General features: G+C 63.5%; 26 protein-coding genes. 10 read left to right on the forward strand and 16 right to left on the reverse strand.

Annotated elements, in window-relative coordinates; translation table 11 throughout:
• Positions 1-47: 47 nt before the first annotated feature.
• Entirely contained in the window at positions 48-353 is a 306-nt protein-coding gene (locus IVB27_RS43525) for a glycine zipper domain-containing protein (protein ID WP_502916532.1), read from the reverse strand.
• Positions 354-388: 35 nt separating this feature from the next.
• Entirely contained in the window at positions 389-598 is a 210-nt protein-coding gene (locus IVB27_RS02370) for a DUF3551 domain-containing protein (RefSeq protein ID WP_502917901.1), read from the reverse strand.
• A gap of 344 nt (positions 599-942) precedes the next feature.
• Here IVB27_RS02370 and IVB27_RS02375 point away from each other — a divergent pair, with 344 nt between their 5' ends.
• From IVB27_RS02375 to IVB27_RS02380, 3 genes are all read left to right on the forward strand, one after another.
• Positions 943-1,404 (forward strand): universal stress protein, encoded by a 462-nt coding sequence (locus tag IVB27_RS02375; RefSeq protein WP_247441107.1) that lies wholly within the window; start codon positions 943-945, stop codon positions 1,402-1,404.
• Between the two features lie 78 nt (positions 1,405-1,482).
• On the forward strand, positions 1,483-1,611 hold the full coding sequence (locus IVB27_RS42940) for a hypothetical protein (RefSeq protein WP_007600646.1): 129 nt from the start codon (positions 1,483-1,485) through the stop codon (positions 1,609-1,611).
• Positions 1,612-1,649: 38 nt separating this feature from the next.
• Entirely contained in the window at positions 1,650-1,949 is a 300-nt protein-coding gene (locus IVB27_RS02380) for a hypothetical protein (RefSeq protein WP_247441109.1), read from the forward strand.
• A gap of 22 nt (positions 1,950-1,971) precedes the next feature.
• On the opposite strand, the gene IVB27_RS02385 is transcribed toward IVB27_RS02380, so the two are convergent.
• From IVB27_RS02385 to IVB27_RS02415, 7 genes are all read right to left on the reverse strand, one after another.
• Complete coding sequence (locus IVB27_RS02385) at positions 1,972-2,769, reverse strand: adenylate/guanylate cyclase domain-containing protein (protein WP_247441111.1); 798 nt, start codon at positions 2,767-2,769, stop codon at positions 1,972-1,974.
• 211 nt (positions 2,770-2,980) lie between these two features.
• On the reverse strand, positions 2,981-4,171 hold the full coding sequence (locus IVB27_RS02390; protein WP_247441113.1) for an adenylate/guanylate cyclase domain-containing protein: 1,191 nt from the start codon (positions 4,169-4,171) through the stop codon (positions 2,981-2,983).
• A gap of 114 nt (positions 4,172-4,285) precedes the next feature.
• Positions 4,286-4,870, reverse strand: coding sequence for a HutD/Ves family protein (locus tag IVB27_RS02395; protein WP_247441115.1), 585 nt, complete (start codon positions 4,868-4,870; stop codon positions 4,286-4,288).
• 45 nt (positions 4,871-4,915) lie between these two features.
• A complete protein-coding gene (locus tag IVB27_RS02400; protein WP_247441118.1) occupies positions 4,916-5,431 on the reverse strand; it encodes a hypothetical protein in 516 nt (171 codons plus the stop codon).
• Between the two features lie 199 nt (positions 5,432-5,630).
• Positions 5,631-6,785, reverse strand: coding sequence for an ABC transporter substrate-binding protein (locus IVB27_RS02405; RefSeq protein ID WP_247441120.1), 1,155 nt, complete (start codon positions 6,783-6,785; stop codon positions 5,631-5,633).
• Positions 6,786-6,811: 26 nt separating this feature from the next.
• Positions 6,812-7,657, reverse strand: a complete 846-nt coding sequence (locus IVB27_RS02410) for an amidohydrolase family protein (protein ID WP_247441121.1) — start codon at positions 7,655-7,657, stop codon at positions 6,812-6,814.
• 25 nt (positions 7,658-7,682) lie between these two features.
• Complete coding sequence (locus IVB27_RS02415; RefSeq protein WP_247441123.1) at positions 7,683-8,525, reverse strand: shikimate dehydrogenase; 843 nt, start codon at positions 8,523-8,525, stop codon at positions 7,683-7,685.
• A 564-nt stretch (positions 8,526-9,089) separates the two neighbouring features.
• On the opposite strand from IVB27_RS02415, the gene IVB27_RS02420 reads away from it, so the two are divergent.
• The gene (locus IVB27_RS02420) at positions 9,090-9,389 is read left to right on the forward strand and encodes a hypothetical protein (protein WP_247348914.1); all 300 of its coding nucleotides are present in this window, start codon (positions 9,090-9,092) and stop codon (positions 9,387-9,389) included.
• Between the two features lie 60 nt (positions 9,390-9,449).
• Here IVB27_RS02420 and IVB27_RS02425 read toward each other — a convergent pair whose 3' ends face one another.
• From IVB27_RS02425 to IVB27_RS02435, 3 genes are read right to left on the reverse strand one after another with little or no spacing between them, the layout of a single operon-like run.
• Positions 9,450-10,295: an SDR family NAD(P)-dependent oxidoreductase gene (locus IVB27_RS02425; protein ID WP_247348915.1), complete on the reverse strand. Its 846-nt coding sequence runs from the start codon at positions 10,293-10,295 to the stop codon at positions 9,450-9,452.
• Between the two features lies 1 nt (position 10,296).
• Positions 10,297-10,857: a carboxymuconolactone decarboxylase family protein gene (locus IVB27_RS02430; protein ID WP_247348916.1), complete on the reverse strand. Its 561-nt coding sequence runs from the start codon at positions 10,855-10,857 to the stop codon at positions 10,297-10,299.
• Positions 10,835-11,536, reverse strand: coding sequence for a TetR/AcrR family transcriptional regulator (locus IVB27_RS02435; protein ID WP_247348917.1), 702 nt, complete (start codon positions 11,534-11,536; stop codon positions 10,835-10,837). The genes IVB27_RS02430 and IVB27_RS02435 overlap by 23 nt, the downstream gene beginning before the upstream one ends.
• A gap of 105 nt (positions 11,537-11,641) precedes the next feature.
• Between IVB27_RS02435 and IVB27_RS02440 the strand changes: the two genes are divergently transcribed.
• From IVB27_RS02440 to IVB27_RS02460, 5 genes are all read left to right on the forward strand, one after another.
• Positions 11,642-12,844 (forward strand): ABC transporter substrate-binding protein, encoded by a 1,203-nt coding sequence (locus IVB27_RS02440; RefSeq protein WP_247348918.1) that lies wholly within the window; start codon positions 11,642-11,644, stop codon positions 12,842-12,844.
• 4 nt (positions 12,845-12,848) lie between these two features.
• Entirely contained in the window at positions 12,849-13,742 is an 894-nt protein-coding gene (locus IVB27_RS02445) for an MBL fold metallo-hydrolase (protein ID WP_247441124.1), read from the forward strand.
• 10 nt (positions 13,743-13,752) lie between these two features.
• Complete coding sequence (locus IVB27_RS02450; RefSeq protein ID WP_247348920.1) at positions 13,753-14,721, forward strand: Bug family tripartite tricarboxylate transporter substrate binding protein; 969 nt, start codon at positions 13,753-13,755, stop codon at positions 14,719-14,721.
• A 223-nt stretch (positions 14,722-14,944) separates the two neighbouring features.
• Positions 14,945-15,484 (forward strand): VOC family protein, encoded by a 540-nt coding sequence (locus IVB27_RS02455; RefSeq protein WP_247348921.1) that lies wholly within the window; start codon positions 14,945-14,947, stop codon positions 15,482-15,484.
• A gap of 95 nt (positions 15,485-15,579) precedes the next feature.
• A complete protein-coding gene (locus IVB27_RS02460) occupies positions 15,580-16,392 on the forward strand; it encodes a class I SAM-dependent methyltransferase (protein ID WP_247348922.1) in 813 nt (270 codons plus the stop codon).
• Between the two features lie 24 nt (positions 16,393-16,416).
• Here IVB27_RS02460 and IVB27_RS02465 read toward each other — a convergent pair whose 3' ends face one another.
• The gene (locus IVB27_RS02465; protein WP_247348924.1) at positions 16,417-17,979 is read right to left on the reverse strand and encodes a L,D-transpeptidase; all 1,563 of its coding nucleotides are present in this window, start codon (positions 17,977-17,979) and stop codon (positions 16,417-16,419) included.
• Positions 17,980-18,262: 283 nt separating this feature from the next.
• Positions 18,263-19,699 (reverse strand): lipopolysaccharide biosynthesis protein, encoded by a 1,437-nt coding sequence (locus IVB27_RS02470; RefSeq protein ID WP_247348925.1) that lies wholly within the window; start codon positions 19,697-19,699, stop codon positions 18,263-18,265.
• Positions 19,700-20,005: 306 nt separating this feature from the next.
• On the opposite strand from IVB27_RS02470, the gene IVB27_RS02475 reads away from it, so the two are divergent.
• Positions 20,006-21,073 (forward strand): endo-1,4-beta-xylanase, encoded by a 1,068-nt coding sequence (locus tag IVB27_RS02475; protein ID WP_247441126.1) that lies wholly within the window; start codon positions 20,006-20,008, stop codon positions 21,071-21,073.
• 12 nt (positions 21,074-21,085) lie between these two features.
• Here the strand turns inward: IVB27_RS02475 and IVB27_RS02480 are convergent, their stop codons facing one another.
• Positions 21,086-22,039, reverse strand: coding sequence for a DUF6492 family protein (locus IVB27_RS02480; protein ID WP_247348927.1), 954 nt, complete (start codon positions 22,037-22,039; stop codon positions 21,086-21,088).
• Positions 22,040-22,148: 109 nt separating this feature from the next.
• Positions 22,149-22,751, reverse strand: a complete 603-nt coding sequence (locus IVB27_RS02485) for a DUF6036 family nucleotidyltransferase (protein WP_247441127.1) — start codon at positions 22,749-22,751, stop codon at positions 22,149-22,151.
• Between the last annotated feature and the right edge of the window lie 157 nt (positions 22,752-22,908).

Raw genomic sequence — 22,908 nt, forward strand, 5'->3', positions numbered from 1 at the left:
TCTCGATCTTTGCCGCACGCCAGTCGCGCGACCCACTCCGCGCTGGCTCAACGGCAGTATCGATGCGACACACGGTGCGACCTTCCGCTGGTCGAGCGATGCCAGCAGCTGCCGTTCCTCCAATAATATCGATGCCAATGCTGATGTCGCCGGTGGGCGCCAGCGATGGCTCCGGCCGTAGCTCCTATGGCAGCACCGCGGCGACCACCGACAGCACCACCAATGACGGCACCTCGAAGCGCACTCTGAGCAAATGATTCGCTGGAAGGAACCATTCCTGCGAACGAGAGCAGGATGACGAACAGTGCAAGTTTTCGCATCGGGGGTTTTCCTTGATTGACCGCTTCTGCCATGCGGTAGCGCCGAATGGCTTAGCTCCGAGCGGTTATTAGCGTCGCCGCGAAGCGGCATAGCGCGGATTGATGCCGCAATATGCGTTCGTGCCAGAAGCGGCAGCCAGGCATTGCGAGCGGGTGGCGAACTGACAATTGCCCGGAAAGCCCCAATTGCGACCTCGCAGGCAGTATCGATCTGCCTCGGCAGCCCGGACCGGCTCCAAGAAAGCAAGAGATATAGCGGTGGTGAGTAACGCCAGCATCGGAACGACGCGATGCATCTCGACCTCCATGGATAGATGAAGATGAATATACCGGCGACGCGAGGGCAATCCAGCCAGTAAAACCCCTTGCCAGACGCTGGGGCGTTTATTGATGCTGCCTGGCGCGAAAAGTGCTCGGGGCGACGGCGGCCGGCGAATTGACGCGCCTGGACGATGCAAAGCGCATGATGGCGGCGCTAGCGAAGTTGAGCCTGTAAGGTTTCAATAACAGTTCAGGCACGGCCTCGCCGGCGCAAACCAAAGAAAACGCGCGTGGACCCACGGCGCGTATCGGACCATATTGGCCAGGCACCACTTTGTTCGACGAGCAAGGGAGCCACCAAATGTACGCCAACATTCTCTTGAGCACGGATGGATCGGACGTCGCGAGAAAGGGCGTTGAGCATGGCATCACCCTGGCGAAGGCCTTGAACGCCAGGCTGACGATCATCACCGTGACGGAAGCGCTGCCGGTCGACTATGGCGGCGGGCACGACTCGGGGTGGATTCCGAGCCAGGACGAGATCGATAGCTTTGACGCTGCCTGCAAGGCCCGTGCGGGCAAGGTGCTCGACGAAGCCCGCGCCATGTCGGAGCAGATCGGCACGCCTGCAGAACTCTTGCATGTTCCCAATGCGCACCCGGCGACTGCGATCATTGAAACGGCTAAATCCAGAGGCTGCGACTTGATCGTCATGGCCTCCCATGGGCGTCGCGGCCTCAGGAAGCTGTTTTTGGGCAGCCAGACATCCGAAGTCCTGGTGGACGGAAGCGTACCGGTGCTGGTGGTGCCGAAGCCGGCATGAGTGTAGGGCTTATCCGAGCCCGCTCAGCTGTCCGCTGAACGGCCGCACAACACCGCCCTCTGGCGGCAGGAGAATTTCATGACGAGTGAAAAAGGCCCGAACATCAAGAAGAAGCAGAAATGCAAAAATTGCGAGGGCAAAGGCTTGCTCAAGAAGGGCGACAAGGTGGTGAAGTGCCAGCGCTGCAAGGGCACGGGGGTGCGGTGATGTTGAGTTGCTGGCCTGTACTGTCGAGGTGAGGTCGATTGACCAATAGCCTGGGCTCCCAGGCCGGGCTCTCTCGAAATGCTGCGGCTGGTCCTGCGCCGGGCGGGCGCCATCTGCACGGGAGATTTGAAGCTGGCGCTCGTGTGCCGAAACTCAATATCCTCGTCATGTCCGGCAGCCTCACCGGTCCCCTGCCCGCCCATGCGACGTTCCTGCACAAGCGGTTTTCTCCGGTCTCCATTCTCCAGGCCGTGCGGAAACTGCGCCTCGCGACCGTGCTGAGTACGGGACAGCGTGTGTATCAGTGCGTCGAATGCGATCATGTTGAAGTGGATTGACGCCGACCCTCGCGCAAGCTCCTCACCCTTCCAGCCGCCACAGCCTCCACCGCTCCGGCACGCCCTTGAGCTGGTGCACGCCGTGATCCCTGAAGCGGATCTCGGGCTGCGACACCAGGAGCTCCTTGACCGCGCTCGACACCAGCACCTCCCCGGCGCGCGCCTGGGCGGCGACGCGGGTGCCGATGTGGAAGGCGAGGCCGACCGCCTCAGTGCCGCTCACCGTGTATTCGCCGGCATGCAGACCAACCCTGATCTCGAGGCCGAGCGTGCGCACGGCCTTCCGGATCGCGGTCGCGCAAGAGATGCCAGCGGCGGGCTTCTTGAAGGTCGCCAGCACGCCGTCGCCCGTCGTCACGACTTCCTTGCCGCGCGAACTCTTCAGCTCCTTGCGGACCGCCGCGTAATAATGGCCCATCACCTTGGTCCAGCGGATATCGCCGAGCTTTGCCGCTTTTGCGGTGGAACCGACGATATCGACGATCAGGATTGTGGCGAGGGCTTGCTTGAGTTCGGTGTTGCCCCCCGCGGGTCGGCGCCGGAGCACGATCGCGCCAACCAGCGGCTCATAGCGATGGTTGCGGCGCCGCGCGATCGCGGCCTTTGCATAATCCTGGGCACGCTGCGCGCTGCCGCAGCGAATTGTTTTCTCCTGCGGCAGACGCGTCCAGTAGACCTTCCGGCCGTCGCCCGCGCCCTGGACCTCGACGGCGCCCCATTTCAGGAAGATTGCCGTGCCCACGCGCCGGACACACCACGCCTTCGACGTGTATCCGGATATGTTCGACTGATGGAGTCCGATGCGAAGGAATTTTGGCATGAACGTGCGGCCGATCGATCAAACGCTTGGGCGGGCCTGGCGCCAAGCGTAGTCACACAATCCTGCGTTGGCAACAGGACGCGCTTGACGCGTGCGGCGAGACCAGCAAATCTTGCCGCATGATTGGCGCGGTGGTGCCGGATGAAAACAGTGATCGTCGCATATGGCTTCCCGCGATTGGGGACACCTGCGTGGCCGCGGGCATCCCGCCTCAGCCGTGATACGCAAACAGCTCGATCGGCTCACTGAAGCCGCGCACCCCGTGCTCGCCCAAGCGCTCCAGATCGAACTGGCGATCGACCAGATCGGCGAAGTCGCGCGACAGCAGCACCGTCTTTCCCAATTGCTTGGTCAAAGCTTCGAGCCGCGAGGCCATGTTGACGGCGGGGCCGATCACGGTGAAGTCGAGCCGGGTGCTCGATCCGATATTGCCGTACATGACGTCGCCGACATGGACGCCGATGCCGTAGTTCAGCGGTGCGCGGCCGGTGCCGTTGTTGCGTTCGTTCAGGACGACCATGGCGCGACGGGCTTCGGTCACGGCATGCAGCAGGTTTGCGCAGGCGTTGGGCTCGCTGAGCGGGAAGATGGCGAGCAGGCCGTCGCCGATGAATTTCAGGATCTCGCCGCCGTGCCGCGCGATCGGCTCGGACATCGCGTCGAAATAGTCGTTGAGCAGATCGATGACGTCGTCGCGCGGCCAGTTGTCGGAGATTTTCGTGAACTCGCGCAGATCGCAGATCATGATCGCGGCGCGTACCGTCGTGCCGGTGCCGCGCCTGGTAGCGCCGGCCAGGATGAGCTCGCCGGCGTGGGAGCCGACATAGGTCTCGAGCAGCGTCCGCGCCAGGCGGTTTTTGATACGGATTTCGCTGACCAGCGACAGCACCGGCAATATGTTCTTGAGGGCGGCGATATGCGCGGCGTCGAAGCCGCCGGGCCGGTCGGTCGCGAAGGTGACGAGATGGCGCTTGCCGAGCGTGTGATAGAGCGGCCAGGCCACGTATTCGGTCAGGCCTTTCGCGCGCATCTCGTCGTAGAGGGCGTGCTTGCGGCCGAGCGAGGGGTCGCGTTCGAGATTCTCGCGCACCTCGGTTGCGCCGTCGAACATTTCGTTGGCGGGACTGCCGATGTATTCGGACCGCTCGCGGACGTCATAGTCGACCCGCGCAATCTCCGCCTCGCGCATGCCGTCGGACCACATGAAGCGGGCCCCGAGCCATTGCGGGTGCTGGATCAGCACGTGAAGCGTCGACCGCGCCAGCGGAATGCCGGCCTGCTGGAGCCGGATGCACATCTCGGCAAAGATGTTGTCGATGAAGCGCTGGTCGCGCGTGCCGTTGGTCAGCCAGTCGACGACGCCGTCGGACAGCGTGGCGGAGTTTTTGTCTGGCGCGGTCATATCCTGCCCTTCAGCGGCGGTCTGCATCAGGCCAGATATCGTGCTCCGACGCTGCGGCGTCAACCTGGCCAGATGCACGGATTGTGCGCATCGCTCGGTGGGCAGGATCGCCGTTCAACCGACGATCCGGATAGACCCCAGCACGGCCAGCCCCGAAACGAGCACGAGCGTCGATGCCCCGGTCAGTTCGACCTTCAACGTGTTTTCGTGCGAAATCGCAAAACCCACGCCGTCGAGACGAATGCTGCAATCGCCGGACACCGCATGGACGAGATGCGTGCCGGCGGGCAGTTGCCGCTCACCGGGCTCCCGGAGTGCCAACAGCTCGATCTCCGCCGCACCGCGCCGCGCCATCAGATTGACGACCTCGACCGGGCCGGCCTCGAGCTCGGTGACGATCTCCATCTCGCCGGTGAAGCGCACGGTCGTGAACGGCTCGCGCTCGTCGAACTCCCGCACCGGGGCTTTGAGCACCAGCCCGCGCCCGCCGATCACCATCTGCAAGCGGTCGATGCCGGACATATGGGAGAACGGCCCGGGCGCCACGATCGGCGTGGACGCGAAGCGCCACAGCAGGCTGTCCCAATCCTTCACCGCGCTGCCTGGGCGATGCGCATCCGCGATATCGGTAAAGATGCCGCCGCCGTTCTTCCAGGACGAACGGGCGTAGTCTTCGGATTTCAGCAGCGTGGTTTTCATTTGTATGGGCGTCCGACGGGGATCACCCGCACATCATTAATCGTCTCACACCTTCGCGTCGAGCGTGCTGCTCAGCTCGTTGACGAGCGAATCCACGAACTGGTTCTGATAGGCCGAGATGCCGTTGAAATACACGGGGCCGCCGGCTTGCACCAGCATGCCGCCGCCGGAGATGGCGGCATCCTTGGCGCCGCCTGCTGACTTGGTGTCGAGCTGGCCCATAGCGTCGTTGAGCTGCGCGGAGGTCTTGTCGTCCATCTCACCATTGGCCTGAAGCGTGGCAAGCAGCGACCGATAGGCACTGCCGAGATCGGCTCCCGTACCGCTCTCGGCCGTGGCGGAGAAGGTGCCGTTGGTCTTGCCGGAATAGCTCTTGTAGGTCAGCGTCTCCGTGCTGGTGCCGTCGGCATTGGCTTTGCTGTCGAGCATCAGCTCGAACGCGCTGCCATAGGCTCCCGTCGTCAGCATGTTCGGATCGTTCGGATTCTTGCTCTTGCTTGCCCCTGATTTGTCGGAGCCTGCGGTCCAGTTCGGCGGGACGGTGTAGCTGACGCTGGTCACGTCGTCATTCCTGTGTTCATTGCGCGGAAATATTCAGCAATTTTTGTGCCAGCGAAGGATCAGTTGATTTGCCTCGACTTTCTTCTCCAGAGCTGGCGGGCAGACGTTGCCGCGTCGTGCAATGCTGCAAAAAATGCCCGGCAGTTTGATCCCACCGCGTGATTGCCCGAGGCTTGCGTCATTGCAGCGGGAGGGCTGCTCACTCGCCCTTGCCACTCTTCAGCTTCGGCAGCGTCTCGACGATCTTCTGCTTGCCGTCGACGATCTCGGCGAGAAAACTGGCGCGGTCGATGTCGCCGTTCTGGTCCCAGCTTGCCTCCATCAGCATGCCAGGCGCCTTCTCCGGCGCCAGCGTCAGGCCCTTCATCGCGGCGCCAAACGCCTTGCTGTCGAACTTTCCGACTTTCTCGGTCACGTATTTGACGAGATAGACGGCGGTGTAGCCCTTGATGCCGTTATGGTCGGGCCGGTATTTGTAGCGCTCGCTGAACTTCCTGGTGAAATCCTCGATCGCCTGCACCGGTGCATCGGCGGAAAGGCCGACATGGCCGCGCACGCCGTTGGCGGCGGGACCGGCGAGCTCGACCACCTTCTGGCTGAGCAGCGTGGTCTCGCCGAACAGCGGGGTCGAAAGACCCTGCCGCTTCGCCTCGATCAGGAAGCGGGCGCTCTCCTCCTCGTTGGTGTAGACGAAAACGGCGTCGGCCTTGGCGCCCTTGAGCTTGATCACATCGGAGCCGAAATCGACCTGGCCCTGCTCGGTGGAGATGTCGGCCGCGATCTCGATGTTGCGCGCCTTCATCTCCTTGGCGAAATTGTCGTGGCCGCCCTTGCCGAAATCATTGTTGACCCAGACCAGCGCAACTGTCTTCACCTTGAGCTTGTCATGCAGATAGTTGGCGATCTTCGGCATCGAGAATTGCTGGCCGAAGGCGGTGCGGAACACCCAGGGGTTTCCTTGCGTGGTGATGTCGGCCGCCTCGGCGCCGACGATCTGCGGGATCTCGGCTTGTTGCGTCAGCGCCATGTTGACCTTGACCGAGCCGGAATAGATCGGCCCGAGCACGACATAGGGATCCCTGTCCAAGACCTTCTGCACCTGCGCACGCGAGACGCCGGGGTTGCTCTGGGTATCCAGATGCTCGGTCTGGATCTTTCGGCCCAGGATGCCGCCGGCAGTGTTGATCTCGTCAACGGCGAGTGCGACCCCGTCGCGCCAGTTGGTGCCCGACACCGCGCCGGGGCCGGAGAGCTCGATGACATCGGGGATGTAGACCGTGCTCTGCGCCTGCGCTCCACTTGCGCCTAGCGCTGCCGCGATCGCAACGACGACCGTCCCTGCAAGGTGTCTCATGATGTCTCCTCCCCTTTGTTGTCTTGTTATGCTTGATCTACCGCGCCGTCGAAGCCGAGCAGCCTTGCCGGCGTGCGCCAGAGCAGGCGGTGCTGGTCGCCCGGATCCGGAAACAGTTTTGTCAGCACCGCGAGCAGCGGCCCGTAGTCGAGCCGTTCGGCTGCGCGCAGGAACGGATAGTCCGAGCCCCAGACGCAGCGATCGATCGTGAAGGCTTCGACCAGTGCGGCGATGAACGGCCAGGTGTCCTCATAAGGATGTGGCTGCTGCGAGAACTTGTAATAGCCGGACAGCTTGACATGCGCGTCGCGCTCGCGGCCGATCGCCAGCAGCGCCTGGAATGCTTTGCCCCTCACGCCCTGCGCGACCGAGGGACGACCGCAATGGTCGAACACCAGGCGCACATGTGATTTTTCGATCAGCGGCAGAAGGTCGAGCAGCTGGTCCTGCTCGACCTGGATCTGGAGGAACAGGCCGAGGCTGGTCAGCTTCTCCAGCAGCGGCGCGGTGTCGCGATAATAATCGGCGCCGTGGAACGGCACGTTGAAGGCGACGCCGATCACGCCGGCCGCCTTCAAGCGTTCGAGCTCGCTGATACCGACGTCGTTCTCAACCACGGCGACACCCTTGAAGCGGCCGCCGCCCTGAACCAAGGTGTCGAGCAGGATGCGGCTGTCGTTGCCGTAACCGGTGTTGGTGGCGACGATCAGCGCATGCCTGACGTCGAAGGCGTCGAACACGCGGATGAGCTGTGACGCGGGCGCGATCTCCTGCCCGCTCGGACGGTATGGCGTGTCGCCCGAATAGGGAAAGCGAGCGGGATCGATGGCGTGGACGTGGCAATCGATCCTGGGGGACGCCGGCAGTGTCATGGCGCAGAACTCCCCATTGTGCGTGTCAGAACGTCGCTTCGATCGCCTTGATCAGCGCGGGCGTCACGTCGGGCATCACGCCGAACCAGGCCTTGAAGGCGTGCCGGGCCTGGTTGAGCAGGAGGCCGAGCCCGTTCACGGTCATGCAGCCGCGCGCACGGGCGTCGGCCAGGAACGGCGTCTCCAGCGGCGTGTAGATGAGATCGGCGGTGAGCGTTTCGGGCCTCAAGCGCGACAGGTCGATCTCAAGCGCACTCTTGCCGACCATGCCACGATCGGTGCAGTTGACGAGGAGGGCGACATCGCCGAGCGCCGCGCCGCGATCGTCCCAGGCAACCGTGCGGATGGCGGAACCGAAGTCGTTTGCAAGGGCCTGCGCCTTCTCCGCCGTGCGGTTGGCGATGCGTATCTCGCGCGCGCCGTTTTCGAGCAGCGCCACGACCACGGCACGCGATGCGCCGCCGGCGCCCAACAAGAGGATCGGCCCGGCGTCGCCGCGCCAGTCGGGCCTGGCATCGCGCAGGCTCTGGACAAAACCGTTGCCGTCAGTGTTGAAGCCGGAGAGCGTGCCGTCTTCTTCGACGACGATGGTGTTGACGCCACCGATGCGCCTCGCGGTCTCGTTGACGCGGTCGAGCAGCGGCATCGCCGTCTGCTTGTGCGGCATGGTGACGTTGCATCCGCGGAAGCCGAGCGCGACAAGTCCGCGGAGCGCATCCTCCAGCCGCTCCGGTCCCACCGCGAGCGGGACATAGGCGCCGCGGATGCCGTGGGCCTTCAGCCAGTAATTGTGAATGACGGGCGAGCGCGAATGCGCGACCGGCATGCCGATCACGCCCGCCAAACCAAACCCATCCGCCTGCGGCATGCTGCGCTTCCACCCAAACCGCGCCCTTCGGCGCGCGACCATTTTATTTGGTCAATTGTACAAATCATTAGAGGGAATGGCTATCGCGCGCAATCTGAATCTCGGGATGGCGGTACGGATGGAAACCGGCGTCGGCCAACTGAGGGGCCGCCTCCTCTTGCCCTTGTCCGGTGGAATTTAGGTCAGAAGTACACCCCTTTTTGGTGCCTTGCACGAAGTTCGGAGTACCGTAATAATCCATACATTGGGTTATCCGTTCGCGCTTCGGCTAGGCAATTGCGTAACGCGCTCCTTTCAGTGGGAGAATTGCAATGCCCGTGTTGGACTTGCCGCACTGGTTGATGATTGCAGGCTCCGCGTTGGTATTGGGCGGGCTCATTGGCTTAGGGGTTAACCGCAACAAGCAAGTTGAGACCGATCCCATTCTGCTCCCGGGCGACTTAACGGCATGGAGAGCCGAGGGATCAGAGACCTCGGGCATTGCGGCCGCCCGGGATTCGCACAGGTGAGCACTGACGACTTGCGCCCGTGGCCAATTCCGCGGAGCAAACTCTGGAGAGTCATATGGCCCTGCACTTTGCTCGCATCGATACTCCGGTGAATGAGCTTGAAATCTGGATGGCATGCAGCGGCGGATTTTCGTTTGTGATCAGTAACGAAAACCGCACCGGTCCTGGCCTTCACGGAAAGCCGGGCCTGGTTGCCTCATGGCGACCCGTCCAGGTGAACAAGTCCGCAATCAAACTTGGCGGCTCACCCTTCAATACCTTCGCTGAAGCCGAGAAGGCGTGCGAGGCTCTCCTGAAAGCACTTGAGCAGATGAACGCATTGCAAACCCGGACGATTGCGGCCTCGCCGCAATGAAGAGAGGCCTCTGCTTCGGCGGGTGCGTCCAATTCCGCGGTGCAGGATTGCGCTTGCGTCTTACATTCCGCTCAAACCACTATCCACCGCGAGCGTTTGCGCGGTGACGTAGACGCTCTCGTCCGAGAGGAAGAACAGCACGGCGTAGGCGACTTCCCAGGCTGTCGCCTGGCGGCCGAAGGGGACGTGGCCCTTGCCGCGGTTGGGTCGGCCGGCGCCGGCCTCGCGGCCATTCGGCGTGTCGATGAGGCCGGGATAGACAAGATTGGCGCGGATGCCGCGGCGCGATCCGAGATGGGCGATGTTGCGCATCAAGCCGCCGAGCGCGGCTTTCGATGAATCATACACCGCCATCTGCGAGCCGGCCTTCAGTGCGGCGATCGAGGAGATGAACACGACGGCACCGCCATCGTCGAACTTCGGCATCGCGGCGCGGCAGCACAGCATCGGGCCGCGCACGTTGACGTCGTAGATCCTGTTCCACTCCTCGGGGCTGACGGCATCGAGGCCGACCTTGCCGAAGGTGCCGATATTGAGCACCATGCCGTCGAGGCCGCCCATGGCGCGATGCGCCTCGTCGATCATGCGCACGACGTCGGCTTCGGACGTGACGTCGGCCGCGATCGCAAAAGCTTCGCGGCCTTCGTCCGTGATGCGCTTCACCGTCTGCTCGGCCGAGGTGTGGTTGAGGTCGGCGACCGCAACCTTCGCGCCTTCGCGGGCGCAAAGAATGCTCATGGCGCGGCCATTGCCGATCGGATCGGTGGCGGCGTCGAACACGCGTTGTCCACCGCCGACGATCAGGATGCGGCGCCCTTTGAGACGTCCCCTGCCCGGCGCTTCGCCCAATGACTCGGCGCTTGGCGGGCGGACGTAACGGTCCGGCTTGCTATCGGTATCCGTCATCTCAGGCGCCCGGCTTCTTGCCGCCGTCGTAGACTTTCATGCCGGCGGCAGGATCGAGATCGGTCTCGGTCGCCTCGGTGAGACGCGCCATCATCATGTAGAAGCCGAGGGCGACGATGGATTCGACGATCTCCTGGTCGCTGAAGTGTTTTCGCGCGGCAGCGAACGTGGCTTCGGGAACGCGGACGTTCTCGACTACCTCGCGGCCGAGCTTCAGCAGCGCGCGCTGGGCATCGCTTAAGCCGGCGGCATCGTAGTCGGCGCGTTCGACCGCATCGATCTGTGCTTGCGTGCAGCCGACGCCAAGCGCGATCGGCACGTGCTGGCGCCATTCATAGGCGCCGCCTTCGAGCTGCGCGGCCTGCAGGATCAGGAGCTCGCGGTTGACAGCGCTGAGCTTCTGCTTGTGCAAGATCGAATTGCCGAGCCGCATCGCCGGGATCATGTTGGCCTCGGCGTGGGCCATCATGCGGAAAATATTCAGCTTGACCGGCATGCGGTCGAACGAAGCGCGGATGTCGCCGCTGGTCGTCTCCGGATCAATCAGGGGCAGCCTTGCCACGATTCTCTCCCTTGGCTTTTCGTTTCTTGTTGTCGTTTGTCCCGCCATCCGCCGCGATCAGCGACAGGAAGAAGGCGAGATAGCGGTCGATCGCCTCGATCACCTTCGGCCGCGGCGACGGTGCCGCGCCCATCACGTAATGTTCGAGACGGATGTAGATGAGCCCGGCCGCGAACAGCCGCGCGGTCTCACGCGGATCCGGCGTCGAGACCAGGCCGGCGAGCGCAAAGCCGCGAAAATAATCCGTCATCATGCTCTGCTCGCGCGCGTAAAAATGATCGGCGAATTTGGCGCGGATGCCGGGCACGCGGTTGCGCTCGGCGGTGATGACCTTCTGGAACTGGTGCTCGCGCGGATCGGACCATTGCTCGACGAGGTCCAATGCAAACTGCCGGCAAAACGCGGCGGGCTGACGCGCGAGCTGCTTGTAGCGCGGCTCCTCCAGCCTGCTCGCCGAGCTGGCGGGACCGTGCTCGCTGACGATCGCCTCCAGGATCGCGGCCTTGCCGGCGAAATGGTTGTAGAGACTGCTCTCGCGGATGCCGACGCGACGCGCGAGCTCGCGCATCGAGGCGCCGCCATATCCGCTGTGCGCAAACAGATCGAGCGCTTCGGCGAGGATGCGCTCGCGGGTGGTGGGCGCAGCCGCTTCTGCCGCGCTGGTGGTGTGGACAGCCATGGTGCTTGACTAACGAACGATCGTTCGCTAGTCAACCGTACGAACGATCGTTCGTTTCAACTCCGCGCCTTGAGAAGCGGAGAGCAAATTTGGGGAGACGACGTCATGGCGCGCTTCGCCCGCCTTCGCGCGGCCTGCATCCTGTTGCCGATGCTCGCAACAAGCACCGCTCAGGCCCAAAGCAAATACGATCCCGGCGCCGACGACAAGACCATCAAGATCGGCACCACCGCGCCGCTGAGCGGCCCAGTGTCGGCCTTCGCGCAGATCGCGAAATCGGCGGAGGCGTATTTCCGCAAGGTGAACGACGACGGTGGCGTCAACGGACGCCGCATCCAGATGATCATCGCGGATGATGCCTACAGCCCGCCGAAGACGGTGGAGCAGACGCGGCGGCTGGTCGAGAGCGAGGAAGTGCTGCTGATCTTCGGCGGCGTCGGCACACCGACCAACAGCGCCGTGCACAGATATCTCAACGACCGCAAGGTGCCCCAGCTCTTCCTAGGGTCCGGCGCCGCCAAGTGGGACGATCCGAAGAACTTTCCGTGGACCGTCGGCTGGCAGCCGACCTATCGCGACGAGGCGATCGCTTACGCCAGATACATCAAGGCCAGCCATTCCAGCGCGAAGATCGGCGTGCTCTATCAGAACGACGATCTCGGCAAAGATTATCTGAGGGCGCTGGAGGAAGGCCTCGGCAGTGGCGAGGCGATCGTGGCGCGCGCGGCCTACGAGACCTCGGCGCCGACGGTGGACACCCAGATCCTGCAACTGAAGACCGCCGGCGCCGATGTGGTGCTGGTGGCGGCAACGCCGAAATTTGCCGCGCAGGCGATCCGCAAGATCGGCGAAATCGGCTGGAAGCCTGTCACCATCATCTCCAACGTCTCGGCCTCGATCAGCGGCGTGCTGGCGCCGGCGGGCAAGGACAATTCCACCGGCGTCATCTCCAGCCAATATCTGAAGGACGCGACCGACCCGGCGTCAAAGGACGATGCCGGCTACAAGGAATGGCTCGCCTTCATGGACAAATACCTGCCCGAGGCCAACAAGAGCGACTGGCTCAACGTCTATGGCTACACCATCGCGCAGACGCTGGTCACCGTGCTGAAAAGTGCCGGCAACGACCTCACCCGCGCCAATGTGATGAAACAGGCAACGACCATGAAGGACGTGCGCCTGCCGATGCTGATCAACGGCACCGCGGTCAACAATTCGCCCGAGCATTACACGCCGATGACGAGTCTCCAGCTGATCCGTTTCGACGGCACGCGCTGGGTGCCGTTCGGCGATCTCCTGAAGAACTGAGCAAATGCGGCAGGTCAGGATCGGCAGCATGCGGGTCGATCTCGTCAGCGAGATCCCCGCGCTCGCGTTCGACAAGACCTGGCTGTTCGCCAACGTCACCGACGAGGTGATCGCGGCGAACCGGAGCTGGCTCGATCGTCGCTATATCGAGCCGGAGACCGGCCGCTTCATCCTCAGCCACCATTCGTATCTCGTGCGCACGCCGCGCTGGACCGCCATCGTCGACACCTGCTGCGGCAATCACAAGCAGCGGCCGCGCGTCCTGGCGTGGAACAACCTCAACCAGCCCTATCTCGAAAACATGCAGGCGCTCGGCGTCAAGCCCGAACAAGTCGACTTCGTGATGTGCACGCATTTGCATGTCGACCACGTCGGCTGGAACACGCGCCTCCTCGACGGCCGCTGGGTGCCGACCTTCCCCAACGCGCGCTATCTGATGGGCCGAGACGAGTACCGGCATTTCGAAGCCGCGCACAATGCCGCGCCGAACAACCCGGTGAACCACGGCTCGTTCGAGGATTCGGTGCTGCCGGTAGTCGCGGCCGGCCTTGCCGAGCTCGTCGAGACCGATCATCGCCTGTTTAGCGATCGCGATGCCGCCTTGCGCTTCGCGCCGGCGCCGGGCCACACCGCCGGCAACATGCAGATCCATCTCAATGGCGGCCACGATCACGCGGTGATGTCGGGCGATGTCATCCATCATCCGATCCAGTGTGCTGCGCCGTGGCTGTCGAACGCCGCCGATGTCGATCCGGCCGCGGCGATCGCAACGCGGCTCGCGTTGCTCGAAGAGCTCGCGGATACGCCGAGCTATCTGCTCACCGGCCATTTTCCGGCGCCGACCGCCGGGCGCGTGATACGGCATGGCGAGGCATTCCGGTTTCGGTTCGAGGATTAGGGGAAACACCATGAAGCTGCGCACGATCACGCTCTCATTGCTCGCATTGCTCTCGGCGGCGCTGCCTGCGCGCGCCGAGGATCCAGCCGCCTATCCCACGCACAAGATCAGGATGCTGCTGCCTTATGCGGCCGGTGGCGGCGGCGACGTGATCGGGCGGCTGCTCGGCGACAAGATGGGCAAGACGCTTGGACAGAGCGTCTATATCGAGAACCACACCGGAGCTGCCGGCACGCTCGGCACGCAGATGGTCGTGGCGTCGGCGAATGACGGCTACACAATCACTGTCGGCGGCATGACCACGCACGTGCTGGCGCCGGCGATCTATCCAAAACTGCCCTACGATTCGATCAAGGATTTCACGACGATCGGACGCATCGGGACGTCCTCGATCATGCTGGTGGCGACCAAGGACTTTGCCGCCAACGACATCAAGGGCCTGATCGCGCTCGCCAAGAAGGGCGAACCGATCCAGTATGGAAGCTGGGGCGTGGGCTCGACCGGACAATTCTGCGCGGAAATCCTGATGCAGCAGACCGGAATCAAGATGGATCACGTGCCGTTCAACGGCATCGCTAAACTGGCCGGCGATTTGCTCGGCGGCCACATTTCGCTGGCGACGCTCGACATGGCGACCGCGACGCCGTTGGTGAAGGACGGCTCGATCAAGGCGCTGGCCGCCTGCGGCGAGCGCTCGCCGAGCCTGCCGGATGTCTTGAGCTACAAGGAGCAGGGCGTGCCGTTCGACCGCAGCCTGTCCTGGGCGATGTATGCCCCAGCGGGCCTTGCTCCGCCGATCGCACAAAAATTGTCCGCGGCGTTGAAGGACGCACTCGGCGATGCCGAGGTGAAGCAGAAGCTTCTCGGCCTCGGTATCACGCCGCAATTCGTGCCCGGCGACGAGCAGCGCGACATCAACGCCCGCGATATCGCGGCCTGGAAGCAGGTTGCCAAGGATGCGGGCATCGAGGTCAAGTGAGCAAGGAACGTAGCGGAAAGCTTGCGTGCGGCCATCCTTCGAGACGCCCGCCTGCGGCGGGCCCTCAGGATGAGGTCCCGTTTCGCGGCAAGGTATCAGACCCTCATGGTGAGGAGCCCGCAAAGCGGGCGTCTCGAACCATGCAGGCCGAACTCGCCCGACAGCGTCCCGCTGTCATGTGCGATAGTGCTGACGTGATTGGACTGACAAGGGGAGCGCGGGCATGAGCCGCATCTTCGGCGCGGTGCGCCAGAACGGATATGTGGTGCGGGACATCCACGCCGCGATGAAGCACTGGATCGACGTGATGGGCGTCGGTCCCTGGTACTACATGGACCGCGTCAAGACCGACTGGTTCCGGCATCGCGGCGAAAATTCCGCTGTCGAGATGAGCATTGCGCTGGCCAATTCCGGCGATCTCCAGATCGAGTTGATCCAGCAGCGCAACGACGCGCCCTCGCTCTACAGGGAGTTTCTCGATTCCGGCCACGAAGGCCTCCAGCACATGTCCTACTGGAGTCACGACTACCAGGCGCTCTACGACAGGGCGCTCGGGCTCGGCTACAGGATCGGCCATGAGGGCCAGATCGGCGGCGACAAGGGGCGCTTTGCCTATTTCGACACCCAGGCCCACCCGGGCACCGTGATCGAGATCTCCGACATCAGCGGCACCAAGGGGCCGTTCTTCGAGCGTGTCAGGCAGGCGGCGATGAACTGGGACGGCACGCGGCCGATCCGCGAGGTCGGCGGGACGAAATCGTAGGGCAGGTCACCGAGCGGGTCCACCTCGCTGCTGGCGCGGTAGACGGCAATCCATGGTAACATGAGCCTCGTGTCCGAACCTTCAGCGAGGCAAGCATGTCCAACACTGACAAGGTTTTCGCCGGCTCGATCCCAAAACTCTACGACGAATATCTGGTACCGATGATCTTCGCCGTCTACGCGGAGGACATCGCAAGACGTGTCGCGGCCCGCTCTCCCTCCGTGCTGCTCGAGATCGCGGCAGGCACGGGCGCAGTGACGCGCGCCGTGGCGGCGGCGTTGCCGCGCGGCGTCCGTTATGTCGCGACCGACCTCAACGAGCCGATGCTCGCGGTCGCGGCGCAACGTCAGGCAGATGACGATCGCATCTCATGGCGCCAGGCGGACGGGTCGGCCTTGCCCTTCGACGACGCCGCCTTCGACGTGGTCTGCTGCCAGTTCGGCGCCATGTTCTTTCCGGACCGCATCAAGGCTTACGGCGAAGTGAAGCGCGTCCTGAAGGGCGATGGCACGTTCGTGTTCAACGTCTGGGACCGCATCGAGGACAATGTGCTGACGCATGAGGCAACGGTCGCGCTCGAAAAGCTGTTTCCCGATGACCCGCCCCGTTTCATGGTCCGGACGCCGCACGGCTATTACGACAAGGCCGTGATCAGAACCGACCTCGAACGCGCAGGCTTCCATGACATAGCGATCGAAACGCGATCCGAGATAAGCCGCGCGCCGTCGCCCGAGTACGTCGCAATCGCCCTCTGCCAGGGCACGCCGCTGCGGAGCGAGATCGAGGCAAGGGATGCCAGCAAGCTTCAGGCTGCAACCGGCATCGTTGCCGAGGCGATCCGGACACGCCATGGGTCCGGAGCGGTCGAGGGCAAGATCCAGGCTATCGTGATCGAAGCGCGCCGGTAGCGGCGGGCTTCGGTCTGGCGCGCCTTACCAAAAACTCCGCTGCATCGGCTGTGCGGGCTGATAATACTGATACTGCCCGCCGCGCTGGCGGCGCGGATTGACCGGTTGCGGGGCCGGCTGCTGGAAAAAGAAACCAAAACCGTTGCCGCCATTGTCCCAGCCGTCGTCGCTTGCCATTTCCATCGGCGGCGCCGCAGTCGGCTTGCGCGTGATGAAGCCGCCCTGCGGATGGTTGCTCAGCACGGCAACGAACTCGGTTCGGTAGTTGGTCTCGGCGCTCAGCGGCTCGTCCGAGATGACGATCGACGAGCGCGGCAATGCCGTCGGCGCGATGCGATCCCACACCTCCTGCGGGATGGTGATGCGGTCGAGCGCGTCCTTGGCGTCGTCGCCGCTTTCGATCGTGACCACGCTCCAGCGCAGGCCCGTGTCGTTCTTCGCCATCGCCGTGAAAATATGTGTGCCGAGCGGCTGGTCGGGATTGCGGATGGTGACGGGAACCTCGATGCTGGTGTCGAACACCTCGCCGCCGCCATCCGGCGCCGGCTTGTGCGTGTTCCGCCGCACGTAGAGTTTCTGCGTCGCACGGCTGATGTAGACAGAGACCGGCTCGAGCGCGAGTTTTGCGTCGGTCGCAGCCTTCACGGCATCCGCCTTCTTCGTCGCCGCGACCTTCGCGGCTTCCTTGGTGGCGGCGACGGCGTCGCGCTTCGGCTGCGCGGCGGCCTTGGCAGCATCAAGCGCCGACGCGGCGTCAGCAGCCTTGGTGGCAACCTTCTGCTTCAGCTCCTCGGCCTGCGCCCGCGCCTGATCGGTCTTGGCAGTCGCGAGCTTCTTGTCGGCGAAGGCGAGTTCGGCGTCGGCGCGAGTCTTCTGCTGTTCCAGCTTGCGCAGCGATGCCGGGAGCGAGACGGCGTCTTTCGCGGCGGCCGAGGCGGCTTTCTTGGCATCATCCGCGGCGCGGGTGGCCTCCTCGGCCTCGCCGGAGAGCTTGTCGATCCGGCCGGGCGCGGCCGTAATGGCCTCCCGCTTCGGTACGAACAGCGAGGGGTGGGAGAAATCGACCGGGGCGGCGTCGTTCGGCGAGATGATCACCCGCATCCCGATGTTCGTCTTTTCGAACAGGCCTTCCGCGAAGCCAAAGGGCATGCGCACGCAGCCGTGCGAAGCGGCATAGCCGGGCAACGGCCCGCCATGCAGCGCGATGCCGTTCCAGGTGATGCGCTGCATGTTCGGCATCCAGGCATCGTCATACATCGTCGAATGGTGGTCCTTGTCCTTCTCGACGATGGCGAACACGCCGGCGGGCGTCTCGCGACCCGTGGTGCCCGTGGACACCGGCGCGCGAAAAATCCAGCCGTCGGCGTCGTAGAAGGTGACCTGCTGGCTCTTGATCGACACGATTGCCATGATCGGCTCGCCGGCCGCGCGCTGCGCCACCGCCTCGGCCGGCTGGCGCGCCTGCTTGGCCGCGATGGCCGGGGACGCCGCCGCCAATGCGACAATCGCCGCCAAGGTCGCAATTCCGGGAGGCCCCCAACGCCGCATCGTCATGGTGGATTGCGTCGTTGTCAGTCGGTTTTTCATGCCATCCTCGGTCGAAATGCCAGTCCGTTGTGCCGTCACGTGTCAGATTGCTATCTTTACATTAAGAAATAGCAGCCGCCTTACGTTCCGTCTGTGGCGAGATTCGGCACGTTCCGGCGACAAAATCTCTCATATAGGACGGCTCGCGCAGGCGGAAGGGCGGCGTGCAGCCGTGGCTGGCCCGAAGCTAGCGGTCTAACTCGGCGGCAGAATGTCCGGGGTTCGGTGACGCAGCTGCCGCCAAGGCCTGGCGTCGGGCGCCGAGGCCCCCGACGGACGCATGCTAAACGCCCAGCGCCTTACGGTTGAAGGTTCGCAGGAAGCGCAGCGACAGCGTCCGGACATTTGCGACATTCAGCAACCAGGCGCCAGCCGCATAAGCGAGGCCGCCGGCGAGGCTCACGACGACGAGCGGGACGAAGCCGGAGCCATCGACCTGCGATCGTGCAACGAGAATAGCAACCGCCATCGCCGCAGCGGAGGCGGCAACACCGGCGAGGCGGTGGAGATCGAACGGGAGCGGGTGGGCGCGATGCATCAGGACGACGGCAACAAGGAGGCCGATCGCCTCGGTCGCGAGCGTCGCCAGCGCCGCGCCGTAGAGGCCGTAGCCGGCCACAAGCGCGAACATCAACGCCACGCTGACGACCAGCGTGAGGAAAGACTGCGCGGCCAGCATGAACGGCCGTTCGGCGAGCTGGAAGCTGATCTGCACGTAGAATTGATTGGCGATGCCGAAAAAGCGCGCGAGCACCAGGGTCGGCAGCAGCGCCGACACGCCGGCGCGAAAGTCGACGCCGACGAGCGTGCCGGCGACCTGATCGGCTGCAAGCGCGAGCCAGACGGCGACGGGCGCGACCACGACGAGCAGCAGCTCGAGGCTCTCGCTCAGCCGGTCCCGTGTCGTCTCGTTGTTTTTCTCCGACAATGACCGGAACACCAGTGGCACGGTCGCCGCGGCGACGCTGGAGGCAATCATGACCATGAACTGGCGCGGCAGATCAGCGGCGACGCCAAAGATGCCTGCGGCGTCCTTGCCGAGCAAATAAGCGACAATGAGCCGGTCGCAGGCCGAATAGACCGCAACGGACAATCCGGCCAGCGTCAACGGCAAGCCGTAGCGCGCAAGCTGCATGAACTGGCTGCGCTGGAACCGCGCGATCCTGCTGCGGTCGCCGACGAGGTTGAGGATGATCCCGGTGAGCGAACCCAGGCCGAATGCGGCGAGCAGCCCCAATCCACCCCAGCCGAGCCAGACGCCGAGCAGGCCAAAGCCGACGCTCGACACGCTGCGCACGATCGAGATCGCCGCAAACCTGTAGGGACGCAATTTGGCGCGCTCGAACTCCTGGCCGACATCGACGGCATTCGCCATGATCGCGACGAACATGCTGGCAAGCAGCAGCCCGACGCTGAGATCGCTGCGAAACAGGAAGACCAGCGGCGTCGTGGCGCAGAGGACGGCCACGGTGAGCCCGAAAGCAACCATCGCCGTGCCGCGGAAATCGATCTCGGCCGACATCGCCTGATAGCGCGACACCGAGAGCTTGATCCAGGCAAAGAAGATCGCGCCCAGAATGCCGGCAAGGCTGATGCCGACGACATAGACGCCGTACTCCGCCGGCGTCAGCAGTCGTGTGTAGGCCGTGACGGCGAAGAAGCCCACGGCCGCAGGCAGGATGTAGGCGACCAGATAAATCGAGAAATGGCGATTCAGCATGCGAGCACGGGACCGGCAACGATGTTGAGAATGTGACGGCCGTTAATCAATCGGACCTTGGCGGGGCGAACGAACTGCGCCGCAGCATCTCTCAAGAGTGTCACATAAGTCTGGAGATCGGGCGGCAAATGAGGCTTTGAGGCCGCTTTCGCGCGGTAGCGTTAAATTTGCCCTTCCCGGAACGGGAGCGCGCGACCTCAAAAGGAACCATGCTTCGTAGATGGCAAAGTTAACCCAACGAGGGAAAACCCCGGCGTTGCAAGGCACCGCTTGGTACGATGGCGCGTGGGCTCGATAAGGAATGCCGTGACCAGGCTCGACAGACGCGAATTTCTCCTCGGCAGCGCCGCAGCACTCGCCGCGGGCACATCGGCGTCCGCAGCACCGGCGTCGAAACTCGCCGAGCGTCGTCCGGGATTTGGCGCCGCGGCCACGCTCTGGGACCTGCAAGCCGATCCGAGGCTCGGAGAAGCCATCAGCACCTATTGCACGCAGGTGGTTCCGGTGCTCGAGCTGAAGTGGCCGATGCTGCGCCCGGACGCGCACACCTTCGCGTTCGAGCGCGCCGACGCGATCCTGGACTTCGCCCGGCAGAACGATCTGACGATGCGCGGCCACGCGCTCGCCTGGTATTACGACATTCCGGACTGGACCAAGCAGATCAAGGATTCCAAAGGCGTCGAGCGCGCCTATGTCGATCACATCGGCACCGTCGTCTCCTATTATAAAGACAAGCTGACGTCGTGGGACGTCGTCAACGAGCCGATCCCGGACAATCCCCGCAGTCCAAAAGATCGGCGCGACACGTTCTGGACCCAGCACCTGGGCAACGGCTGGATTCCGCTGGCGTTCCGCACGGCGGCCGCTGCAGATCCTTTCGTCAAGCTCGCGATCAACGAATACGACATCGAGTCCGCGAAGGATTCGTTCATTGCGAAGCGCGCGGCGTACCGCAATCTCATCATGGACCTGCTCGACCAAGGCGTGCCGTTGCACGCCGTGGGGCTGCAATCGCATCTGCACGCCGAGCTCGATATCGACACCCATGGGCTCGCAGAATTCGTCACCGAGCTGCGCTCCTGGGGCCTTGAGGTGCTCGTCACCGAACTCGATGTCGACGACCAGAAGCTGACGGGAACGCCGGCAGAGCGCGACGCCGTCGTCGCCAAGCGCGTCAATGACCTCCTGACCGCGATCTCGACCAGCGGTCCGGTACGCTCGATCCTGACCTGGGGACTCTCGGATCGCTATAGCTGGATCAACGGCACCTTCGCCCGTGCCGACAAGCAGCCGAACCGTCCCCTGCCGCTCGACGGCGAGTTCAAGCCGAAGCCATTCATGGGCGTGATCAGCAAATTTACGAGAGACGCTTAAGCGCGCTGTTCTTCAGCGCGTCTTGGTCGGTACTTCAAATTCAACCGCATCGCCCATGTGATCGGGCGACAGGCTCGGACCGCGACGGTCGCGCGAGTTCAGCCGGAACACATCGCGGATGTCGTCGATCGAGGTCGACGAATAGGACTGGATGCAGAGCGCGACCTGCTCGGGCGAAGCGGCGCGCATCATCGCTTCGATGGCCGGGCGGTCGAGGCGCGTGTCGTCCCAATGCGAGACCGCGATGCTGTCTTCGGTGACCCGATGGGCGGCCAGATGCGCGGGCGAGTTCGCGACGAAATGGCCGTACATGAGATATTCCGAGAACTTCTTCTTCCGGCACAGTGCCAGAACCCAGTTCAATCCCGTTGCCGACTTGATCGCGTCGGTCATCGCGCGCGCGGTGTCCTTGTCCCAGACCAGCGCGTTGCCGACATAATCGTCCGCGGGGAAGGACCTGTCCTTCACGCCGAGGAGTTGGTCGACCGTGCGCAGCCACAGGCCGTGCAGGGGCGCATCGGCGCTGATGGCCTTCGGGGTAACGAACAGCGGCGTCTTCTCGGCGCCGGCGTACTGACCGACGTCGAATTCGCGGAAGAACAGATTATCCGAATCCAGGATGCAGACGCGCTGCTCCGGCGCGTTGAGGACACCGGCGATCTTCAGGATCTGCTGGATGTGCCAGCCATGGACGGGTGACGACAGCAGCGACAGCCAGACGCGCCGTTTGCTGATGAACTGGAGAGCCGGCGGCAGCGCCCAGAGCCATTTCGGCAAGTAATGCGAAGCCGGAACGATGACCCGCTTGTCGGAAGCGAACCGCGCGAACAGCGGCACATCCTCATCGTTAACGAGAACATAATGCCGCGTGTAGCCCGTCAACCAGGTGTCGATGCTCTCGCTGAGCAGCGAAAAGCGCTCGATATCCTTGGCGTAGCTGGCAGTCAGCAGGGCAACGGAATGCATGGGCACGCTCGAATGGCGATCAGGCCGTAGTCATAGCTGCATTGCGAGGTGCTGGAAACTCACGATTCAAATCAAGGTAAAGTGAAACAAAGCGCGACCGCGGAAAAGACTAGCCTCGAGATTTCAGGCTTCTGATGTAGGCGATCGCTCGCTCCGCTACAGCGGGATCAAGGTCCGTTTTACGGATCCTTTGCTCAATCAGCTCCAGGTCCAAAGGCCGCGCGCCATGGATCGCGCTGACGAACCGTTTGTCCCTCTCATCCAATCTGGCGACTTTGGACACGACGAGGTCTTCCGGCGCAGGCACTACGCCGGTCACCGTCCGTCCCGCGACCTCGGTTTGTACTCTAAGCGCTCGGCTCTGCCAGCCTCTCGGGAGCTTGGCCGTCGTCTCGTCGACACCATCGATGTAGAAGCCATAGGTGCGATGAAAGGGGCTTTCCGACCCGAAGAGGCCGTCAATATGTTCGGACGCTATCGGCTGCACTCCGTCACGCGTTCGCTTGGCTTCCGTCAATTCCCAGATTCTCGCATTTGCGGGAAATGCGTCGATTTCCGGCGATTCTCTCGCGGCCTCGGGGGCATCCGGCATAGAAGCCAGAATCGCCTGGCTACCCACCACAAACACGGTGTCGGTTTCGAATTCGTAGGCTAGAGCCCTTACGACCCTAAGCAGATCATCCAAGGTACGCCGCGGGCTGCCCTCGGACATCACGGCCCTCTGGAGGAAAGAGCGCGAGTGCCTAGGGCTCGTTCGGCCACACGTCTCGCCGCTCTCCTCAATCGAATTCTTGCGTCATAGTCGCCGAAATGAACACCTTCGACGAGATAGAACGGGGACGAGTTGCGCAGCCGCACCATCTCGCGAT

The organism is Bradyrhizobium sp. 197 (genome assembly GCF_023073375.1).
GTDB lineage: Bacteria > Pseudomonadota > Alphaproteobacteria > Rhizobiales > Xanthobacteraceae > Bradyrhizobium.

Coding starts and splice junctions, on each gene's coding strand:
- IVB27_RS02440 (WP_247348918.1), top strand. CDS start 11,642: ATGGCGCGCTTCGCCCGCCTTCGCGCGGCCTGCATCCTGTTGCCGATG.
- IVB27_RS02410 (WP_247441121.1), bottom strand. CDS start 7,657: ATGACACTGCCGGCGTCCCCCAGGATCGATTGCCACGTCCACGCCATC.
- IVB27_RS43525 (WP_502916532.1), bottom strand. CDS start 353: ATGGCAGAAGCGGTCAATCAAGGAAAACCCCCGATGCGAAAACTTGCA.
- IVB27_RS02425 (WP_247348915.1), bottom strand. CDS start 10,295: ATGACGGATACCGATAGCAAGCCGGACCGTTACGTCCGCCCGCCAAGC.
- IVB27_RS02480 (WP_247348927.1), bottom strand. CDS start 22,039: ATGCATTCCGTTGCCCTGCTGACTGCCAGCTACGCCAAGGATATCGAG.
- IVB27_RS02445 (WP_247441124.1), top strand. CDS start 12,849: ATGCGGCAGGTCAGGATCGGCAGCATGCGGGTCGATCTCGTCAGCGAG.
- IVB27_RS02370 (WP_502917901.1), bottom strand. CDS start 598: ATGCTGGCGTTACTCACCACCGCTATATCTCTTGCTTTCTTGGAGCCG.
- IVB27_RS02385 (WP_247441111.1), bottom strand. CDS start 2,769: ATGCCAAAATTCCTTCGCATCGGACTCCATCAGTCGAACATATCCGGA.
- IVB27_RS02470 (WP_247348925.1), bottom strand. CDS start 19,699: ATGCTGAATCGCCATTTCTCGATTTATCTGGTCGCCTACATCCTGCCT.
- IVB27_RS02465 (WP_247348924.1), bottom strand. CDS start 17,979: ATGAAAAACCGACTGACAACGACGCAATCCACCATGACGATGCGGCGT.
- IVB27_RS02435 (WP_247348917.1), bottom strand. CDS start 11,536: ATGGCTGTCCACACCACCAGCGCGGCAGAAGCGGCTGCGCCCACCACC.
- IVB27_RS02485 (WP_247441127.1), bottom strand. CDS start 22,751: ATGTCCGAGGGCAGCCCGCGGCGTACCTTGGATGATCTGCTTAGGGTC.
- IVB27_RS02375 (WP_247441107.1), top strand. CDS start 943: ATGTACGCCAACATTCTCTTGAGCACGGATGGATCGGACGTCGCGAGA.
- IVB27_RS02455 (WP_247348921.1), top strand. CDS start 14,945: ATGAGCCGCATCTTCGGCGCGGTGCGCCAGAACGGATATGTGGTGCGG.
- IVB27_RS02450 (WP_247348920.1), top strand. CDS start 13,753: ATGAAGCTGCGCACGATCACGCTCTCATTGCTCGCATTGCTCTCGGCG.
- IVB27_RS02390 (WP_247441113.1), bottom strand. CDS start 4,171: ATGACCGCGCCAGACAAAAACTCCGCCACGCTGTCCGACGGCGTCGTC.
- IVB27_RS02460 (WP_247348922.1), top strand. CDS start 15,580: ATGTCCAACACTGACAAGGTTTTCGCCGGCTCGATCCCAAAACTCTAC.
- IVB27_RS02420 (WP_247348914.1), top strand. CDS start 9,090: ATGGCCCTGCACTTTGCTCGCATCGATACTCCGGTGAATGAGCTTGAA.
- IVB27_RS02415 (WP_247441123.1), bottom strand. CDS start 8,525: ATGCCGCAGGCGGATGGGTTTGGTTTGGCGGGCGTGATCGGCATGCCG.
- IVB27_RS02395 (WP_247441115.1), bottom strand. CDS start 4,870: ATGAAAACCACGCTGCTGAAATCCGAAGACTACGCCCGTTCGTCCTGG.
- IVB27_RS42940 (WP_007600646.1), top strand. CDS start 1,483: ATGACGAGTGAAAAAGGCCCGAACATCAAGAAGAAGCAGAAATGCAAA.
- IVB27_RS02405 (WP_247441120.1), bottom strand. CDS start 6,785: ATGAGACACCTTGCAGGGACGGTCGTCGTTGCGATCGCGGCAGCGCTA.